The following is a 6,749-nucleotide window of genomic DNA, read 5'->3' on the forward strand; positions in this document are numbered from 1 at the left end:
GAGCGGAAAATGGTGCGGCCCGGCTGCGCCCCTTGGGGCAGAGTCAGGCTCCGGCGCAACCTGCCGCTCGCAGTGACTGCGGCAGGCGCCGGCACCGGCCGGACGGAGCCCGGCCAGGGGGATGGTGCGGAAAGCCTTACTTCTGCTGCTGCCTTTCAGCGGCGCCCTGCATCTTCTCGCCGCCGCGCTCGACGTCCTTGCCCATGCCCTTCATCGTGTTGCAGGCGGACAGGCTGAAGGTGAACATCAGGATGCTCAGCACGGAAATGATCTTTTTCATGATTGTTTCCCTTTCTGGTTAAAAAATAAAACCGGTTCTCCCGAAACTGCAGTGCTCCGGCGCGCTTGCGCCGGGCGCACGCTCCGGCAATCAGGAATGCTGGTGCTGGTCGTCGGTACGTCCCTGTACATACGCCCCTGCCATGGTTAAGACTTTCCCAAGCAGGTCGACGTTCGATTGGTTGCGAGCCGTCAAAGCACCGGCAGCGGTGGCGCCGGTCGCGACGGTCCTCATGATCCTGCGCGGGCCGATCGCGACCACCGCGGCGACACCGAGCGCGCACAGCACCGGATGTTCGATCAGTACCCGCATCAGCGTACTGCGTGGGAAGCGTGTCGGTACCGGCCGATGCGTCGGATGGCGTTGCTGCGCATGCGCAAGCGAGCGTGTGCCGGCGGGGTCGGGCGGAAGGCGGTGCAGGTCGGTGCCGTCGCTAAGGGCACGCCGGTAGGTTTCTCTTCGCATTTGCATTCGCTCCAGGATGGCCTGACGTTCTTGTTCGAGTGAGGATCCGCTCATAAGGCTTCCTTGATGACGTCGATATCGCGCTGCAGCTCGTTGCGGAATGTCGTGGTGAGCGGCTGCGAACGGAAACGCTTCAGGCCCAGGCTCAGGCTGATTCCCGCGATCGCGCCGTAGAGCAGGACGACGAACCAGGCTGCAAGCGCGCGGTAGTCCGAATCCCAGAAGCTGATGATGATCGCCAGTCCGAGAAACGCCGTCGCCAGCAGCCCGAACAGCAGCGCCAGCGCGAACCCGGCCACGCGTATCGCAAGCTGCTGTTCGCGGATCTTCAGCTCCACGCGCAGCAGGTCCATGTAATCACCGAGCCGGTCCAGCGTGATCAGGTACAGTTGTTTGGACTTGTGAAGGGCAGACATCACGGCCATGGCGGAATTCCTTCAGCAGTTTCTTGGGAATCAGCGGTGGGGGACCTGCGGCTCAACGGCGCTTGAACAGCAGGCCGAGCAGCAGGCCGGTGCCGACGGCCACGGCCACCGACTGCATCGGCTTGTCCTTGACGTACGTGGTTGTGCTCTCCATGCCGCGGTTGAGCTGGCGCGTGGCTTCGCTGGCGATGCCCTTGGCCGCATAGCGAACCGAGCTGAACTTCGCCATCAGCTGCGCATGGGCGGCGGTCAGTTCGTCGTCGGACATGCTGGCCGAACGGTTGACCAGCGCGTCCAGGTCGTTCTTCAGGCTGGACAGCTCGCTGCGCAGCGTGGCGGCGCTGCGTTGCGTCGTGCCCTTCATTTCGTTGAATGTCCCCCTGGTGCTTTGTGTCGCGGTCGACATGCTGTCGCTGCCATTGCCGCTGAGGGGGGTCGAAGTATTTGTTGTTTCCATGAATCGCTCCTTGACTGGGTTGGACGGAATCCGCGATGAAAGCCACTGCGGCAGCGGACGGAATGCGCCTCAGTTGCGTTTACGAAAAAACGCGGCGCGAAGCATCGAACCTCCTTACTGTGGCTGCTTAGGGAGTCCGCAGCAAACGGTATGCCAAGCTGTCAAGCCGGGCGTACAAGGGCAGCGGAAGGCGCTGCGATCGGAAAGTGGGAAGAATCTGCAGAATTGCGTGTAAGGGAGTGAAAACCGGCGACCGATTTTGTACACGTTGCATGTAATTATTGCAACGCGACAGGAAGCGTTGCGTAGAGGCGATGGCCACAAAGCGCTTGCCGCAGCTAGGCGCGAAGCAACATAATTGCCTTGTCGCATCGTGTCGCCCGGCGGCACGCATGCCCCAACCTGTTCCAGTACAGAAAGGCAACCATGTCCTCCACCTTCGGCCTCGAAGAAGCGCGCGCGTACATGCACCAGTTGTTGAAGGTCATGTTCCAGCAGGGCGGCTCGGATCTGTTCATTTCGGCCGATTTCCCGCCGAGCATGAAACACCAGGGGGCGATGAAGCCGCTCAGTCAGCAGAAGCTGAATGGCGAGGTGACGCGAAAGCTGGCGCAGTCGCTGATGAACGACAAGCAGCGCGCCGAATTCGAGGCTGACCTGGAGTGCAATTTCGCGATCTCGATTCCGAATGTCTGCCGCTTCCGCGTCAACGTCTTCGTGCAGCAGCAGCAGGTCGGCATGGTCATCCGCACCATCGCCGCGGAGATACCGAGCTTTGAAAAACTGCAGCTGCCTGAGGTGCTGAAGGACGTGATCATGACCAAGCGCGGGCTGGTGCTGGTGGTCGGCGGCACCGGGTCGGGCAAGTCCACCACGCTCGCGGCGATGATCGACCACCGCAATGCGAATTCCTCCGGCCACATCATCACCGTCGAGGACCCGGTCGAGTACGTGCACAAGAACAAGTCCTGCCTGATCACGCATCGCGAGGTCGGCGTCGATACCCACTCCTGGCACCATGCGTTGAAGAACACGCTGCGCCAGGCGCCGGACGTGATCCTGATCGGCGAGATCCGCGACACCGAAACAATGGAACATGCGATCGCCTTTGCCGAGACCGGCCACCTCTGCCTCGGCACCCTGCACGCGAACAACGCCAACCAGACGCTGGACCGCATCATCAACTTCTTCCCGGAAGAGCGGCGCAACCAGCTGCTGGGCGACCTGTCGTCCAACCTGCGCGCCATCATCTCGCAGCGGCTGGTGCGCACCGAGGACGGCAAGGGCCGCAAGGCGGCCATCGAAATCCTGCTCAACACGCCGACCATCTCCGAACAGATCCTGAAGGGTCAGTTCCACGCGATCAAGGAAACCATGGCGAAATCGAAGGAACTCGGCATGCGAACCTTCGACCAGGCCCTGTTCGAGCTGTACAACGACGGGCTCATCGGCTACGACGAAGCGATCCGCAATGCCGACTCCGCCAACGAGCTGCGGCTGCAGATCAAGCTGCGGGCGACGCGCGGCAAAGCGGGTGCGCCGGAAGAGGGCGGATTCAACCTGGCGATCACCGAGGAGGAAAAGGAAGAAGAGGAAGCGGGCGAGGACAAGGCGAAGAAGTAGTCGCCGGCGGACCCGCATGCGAACACCCGGTCGAGAACCGCGTCTGCGCCTGCATGTCTATCCTGCCTCACGGGAGGAGACATGCGGACCGAAAAACAGAAGATGCTGGCCGGGGCGCCGTACGATCCGCTCGACGCGCAGCTGGTGCGGGAACGCCGGCGGGCGCGCCTGCTGCTCAAGGCGCTCAACGACAGCGGCGACGACCAGCCCGCGGAGCGGCAGCGCCTCATTGCCGAGCTGATCCCTTCGGCCGGTCCGGACACCTGGATAGAACCGCCTTTCTACTGCGACTACGGCAGCAACATCCTCCTGCGCGGCAAGGTCTTCTTCAACTTCAATTGCATTGTCCTCGACGTGGCGCAGGTCAGCGTCGGGGCCGGCGTGCTGTTCGGCCCGGCGGTGCAGATCTACACCGCGAGCCATCCGCTCGACGCGCAGCAACGCAGGTCGGGGCTGGAACTGGGCGAGGCGATCGACATCGGCGACGACGTCTGGATCGGCGGCGGCGCGATACTCTGCCCCGGGGTGCAGATCGGCGCGGGGGCGGTCATTGGCGCGGGCAGCGTGGTGACCCGGCCGGTGCCGGCGGGCGTGTTCGCAGCCGGCAATCCCTGCCGGGTAATGCGGCAGGTCGCAGGCTAGCCCGGTGGGCCAGAAGTGCGGCGGTTAGGTCCAGCGCGCCTCCGCGCTGCGTCCCTTCTTCCACGGACCGCTGAACCAGAGCGCACCGACCACCGCGGTCAGCGTGAAAACCGAGCCGGCGCCGAACATCAGCGCGCCGAGCGTGGTATCGCCAGCCCATAAACCGAGATAACCCAGGTGGATCGATCCGACGCCGGCGCAGCTCAGCAGCTTGTATTGGGAGAGTGTCATCTTCATCCTTCCTCGCGTACAGGTTTACGCTGTTAGAGCGTTCTTGACGATATGACTCCCTGGGCGAGGAGAATGTCTTGCGTTCCGTCAAATCGATTTTTCCTTTCATTCTAGTCCACAGGAAAAATTCTTCTGTTCCGCAAGCGCGGTTTGCATCCATTCCGAGGTTGTTGCATTTCTGACCATGCTTCCGGAAAGCAGGAATTGCCCACTTCCCGTATTCAGGAAAATTCTGCCCGGAATGACGGTGTTTCACTGTCGTCGCCGTGCCTGATCTGGAATTTTCCTGGTGGCACGCAAGTTGCTCATTGGCAGATATTCCGCCTCATTGAACCAAAGCTATCACTTATCAAACTCTTTCCCATGCTCACACGCACCCATAGTGGCTTTTGCTCGTCGCATGACGCCACCGGGGACGCGCGTCGCCGGTTTGAACAGCTTGTCAACAGCATCGACGGCATCGTATGGGAAGCCGATCCCCGCACTTTCCGCTTCACCTTCATCGGCGCGCAGGCGCGCCCGGTCTTCGGCTATCCGTTGGCGGCGTGGCTGGAGGAAGGTTTCTGGGAAGCGCATATACATCCCGAGGACCGGGAGACCGCGCGCGACTACCGGCTGGCGCAGACCCGCAGCGGAACCGACCATGGCTTCGAATACCGGATGATCGCCAGCGACGGCAGGGTGGTATGGCTGAAAGACCTGGTCAGCATTGACATGCACGGCGACGAACCGGTATCGCTGCGCGGCGTCATGGTCGACATTACCGAGCGCAAGCGGCTGGCGGCGGCGCTGCAGGGCGAACGTCGCAAGCTGCAGGTGCTCATGGAAAACAGTGGCCACGGCATCAGCATCACCGACGGCGCGGGGCGCATCCTGAAGGTGAACCGCGCATTCTGCGCGATCACCGGCTACCAGCCGCGGGACCTGATCGGCAAGACCCATGCCGCGCTCCACTCTGGCCGCCAGGATCCGTCGTTCTACCGCGGGATGTGGGAGACGATCGCCGCGCAGGGCTGCTGGAGCGGCGAGATCTGGAACCGGCGTAAGTGCGGCGAGCTGTTCGCCGGACAGCTCTCGGTCACGCGCGTGCCGGACGAAACCGGCGCCGTCGCCAACTACATCGGTATCTTCAGCGACATCTCGAACGCCAAGGCGGCACAGGACGAGATCGAGCGGCTGTCGATGTTCGATGCGATGACGGGCTTGCCCAACCGTACCTTCCTGTACGACCGGCTGGACCATGCGTTGCGCATCGCCGGGCGCGACGGCCACCATGTCGCGCTGCTGGCGGTCGATCTCGACCGGCTGGCGCACATCAACGAAGTGCTCGGTCATCACGTCGGCGACCAACTGCTGGAAGCGGTCGCCGATCGCCTGCGCCGTATCATGCGCGATGCCGACACCGTCGCACGGCACATCGGCGACGAATTCGTCATTATCCTGGAGCAGCTGGATGACCCGCAGGCGGCGGCGCAGCTGGCCGAGCGCGTGCTGGAGGAACTGTCGCATCCGTTCATGCTCGACGGCCACGAGGTCGCGGTCAGCGCCTGCGCCGGCATCGGCATCTTTCCGGAAGACGGGCAAGATCCCTCCATCTTGCTCAAACATACGGAAGTGGCCCTGCACCATGCAAAAGGGACGGGCGAAAGCGGATTCCAGTTCTTCCGCGAAGAGATGAACCGGGCGTCGCAGGAGCGGCTGCAGATCGAAAGCAACCTGCGCCAGGCGCTCACGCGCAATGAACTGCGGGTGCAGTACCAGCCGCAGGTATGCCTGCAGAGCGGCCGCATCACCGGGATGGAAGCGCTGGTGCGCTGGCAGCATCCGGAAATGGGGATGGTGTCGCCCGCGCGCTTCATTCCCGTGGCCGAGGAAACCGGATACATCATCGACATCGGGCTGTGGGTGCTGCGCGAAGCCTGCAGGCAGACCCGGCACTGGCACGATCTCGGCTACGCCGGCCTGCAGGTGGCGGTCAATGTCTCCGCCCGCCAGTTCCGCCAGCACGACTTCGCGGGCCAGGTCAAGCGCGTGCTGGCCGAAACCGGCCTCGCGCCAGCCTGCCTGGAGCTGGAGCTCACCGAGAGCATGATCATGCAGCGGCCGGAGCGGGTGGTCGCGGTGATGAACGAGCTGCGCGCGATCGGCGTGACGTTTTCGATCGATGATTTCGGCACCGGATATTCCAGCCTGTCGCAGCTGAAGCGCTTCCCGATCGACAAGCTCAAGATCGACCAGTCGTTTACCCGGGATATCGGCACCGATGCCAACGGCGCGGCGATCACCTGCGCCGTCATCGCGCTTGGCAACAGCATGCGCCTGACGGTGGTGGCGGAAGGGGTGGAGACCGGCGAGCAGCAGCGCTTCCTGGTCGACAACGGCTGTCACCGCATGCAGGGCTACCTGTTCAGCCGGCCGGTCGCGGCCGGCGATTTCCTTGCGCTGCTCGAGCAGCAGGCAGCGGGGCGCGGGACGGCCTGACGCGGCCGCCTTTCTTTCCCGGCGCCAAGGGGGCGCGTTTCCTGCTGCGGCCGCATCCGATCGCGCCGAATCAATGCGCCCACAGCCGCAGCTGTCCCTGCATCGATACCGTGCCGTTGATGCTCATGCGGCCCAGGCTTTCGGT

General features: G+C 63.3%; 8 protein-coding genes. 3 read left to right on the top strand and 5 right to left on the bottom strand.

What is annotated here, in order from left to right; translation table 11 throughout:
• Positions 1-136: 136 nt before the first annotated feature.
• The 4 genes from VEC01_RS06265 to VEC01_RS06280 all read right to left on the bottom strand — a co-directional run bounded on the left by VEC01_RS06265 (position 137) and on the right by VEC01_RS06280 (position 1,627).
• Positions 137-247 carry an entericidin A/B family lipoprotein gene (locus VEC01_RS06265; protein WP_414691419.1) on the bottom strand — a complete coding sequence of 37 codons (111 nt, stop codon included), beginning with the start codon at positions 245-247 and terminating at the stop codon, positions 137-139.
• A gap of 123 nt (positions 248-370) precedes the next feature.
• Positions 371-745, bottom strand: coding sequence for a hypothetical protein (locus tag VEC01_RS06270; RefSeq protein ID WP_324899837.1), 375 nt, complete (start codon positions 743-745; stop codon positions 371-373).
• Positions 746-795: 50 nt separating this feature from the next.
• Positions 796-1,170: a phage holin family protein gene (locus VEC01_RS06275; RefSeq protein ID WP_324899839.1), complete on the bottom strand. Its 375-nt coding sequence runs from the start codon at positions 1,168-1,170 to the stop codon at positions 796-798.
• Between the two features lie 52 nt (positions 1,171-1,222).
• Positions 1,223-1,627, bottom strand: a complete 405-nt coding sequence (locus VEC01_RS06280) for a DUF883 family protein (protein ID WP_324899840.1) — start codon at positions 1,625-1,627, stop codon at positions 1,223-1,225.
• Between the two features lie 426 nt (positions 1,628-2,053).
• Between VEC01_RS06280 and VEC01_RS06285 the strand changes: the two genes are divergently transcribed.
• Complete coding sequence (locus VEC01_RS06285; protein WP_324899842.1) at positions 2,054-3,250, top strand: PilT/PilU family type 4a pilus ATPase; 1,197 nt, start codon at positions 2,054-2,056, stop codon at positions 3,248-3,250.
• An 81-nt stretch (positions 3,251-3,331) separates the two neighbouring features.
• On the top strand, positions 3,332-3,892 hold the full coding sequence (locus tag VEC01_RS06290) for a maltose acetyltransferase domain-containing protein (protein ID WP_324899844.1): 561 nt from the start codon (positions 3,332-3,334) through the stop codon (positions 3,890-3,892).
• Between the two features lie 24 nt (positions 3,893-3,916).
• Here VEC01_RS06290 and VEC01_RS06295 read toward each other — a convergent pair whose 3' ends face one another.
• On the bottom strand, positions 3,917-4,123 hold the full coding sequence (locus VEC01_RS06295; protein WP_324899846.1) for a hypothetical protein: 207 nt from the start codon (positions 4,121-4,123) through the stop codon (positions 3,917-3,919).
• A 363-nt stretch (positions 4,124-4,486) separates the two neighbouring features.
• Between VEC01_RS06295 and VEC01_RS06300 the strand changes: the two genes are divergently transcribed.
• Complete coding sequence (locus VEC01_RS06300; RefSeq protein WP_324899848.1) at positions 4,487-6,604, top strand: putative bifunctional diguanylate cyclase/phosphodiesterase; 2,118 nt, start codon at positions 4,487-4,489, stop codon at positions 6,602-6,604.
• Positions 6,605-6,749 lie beyond the last annotated feature (145 nt).

The organism is Noviherbaspirillum sp., assembly GCF_035627455.1.
Classification (GTDB): Bacteria; Pseudomonadota; Gammaproteobacteria; order Burkholderiales; family Burkholderiaceae_D; genus Noviherbaspirillum.

Excerpts from the sequence above, each read along its gene's own strand:
- VEC01_RS06265 (WP_414691419.1), bottom strand. The coding sequence starts at position 247 with ATGTTCACCTTCAGCCTGTCCGCCTGCAACACGATGAAGGGCATGGGC.
- VEC01_RS06270 (WP_324899837.1), bottom strand. The coding sequence starts at position 745 with ATGCGAAGAGAAACCTACCGGCGTGCCCTTAGCGACGGCACCGACCTG.
- VEC01_RS06275 (WP_324899839.1), bottom strand. The coding sequence starts at position 1,170 with ATGGCCGTGATGTCTGCCCTTCACAAGTCCAAACAACTGTACCTGATC.
- VEC01_RS06280 (WP_324899840.1), bottom strand. The coding sequence starts at position 1,627 with ATGGAAACAACAAATACTTCGACCCCCCTCAGCGGCAATGGCAGCGAC.
- VEC01_RS06285 (WP_324899842.1), top strand. The coding sequence starts at position 2,054 with ATGTCCTCCACCTTCGGCCTCGAAGAAGCGCGCGCGTACATGCACCAG.
- VEC01_RS06290 (WP_324899844.1), top strand. The coding sequence starts at position 3,332 with ATGCGGACCGAAAAACAGAAGATGCTGGCCGGGGCGCCGTACGATCCG.
- VEC01_RS06295 (WP_324899846.1), bottom strand. The coding sequence starts at position 4,123 with ATGACACTCTCCCAATACAAGCTGCTGAGCTGCGCCGGCGTCGGATCG.
- VEC01_RS06300 (WP_324899848.1), top strand. The coding sequence starts at position 4,487 with ATGCTCACACGCACCCATAGTGGCTTTTGCTCGTCGCATGACGCCACC.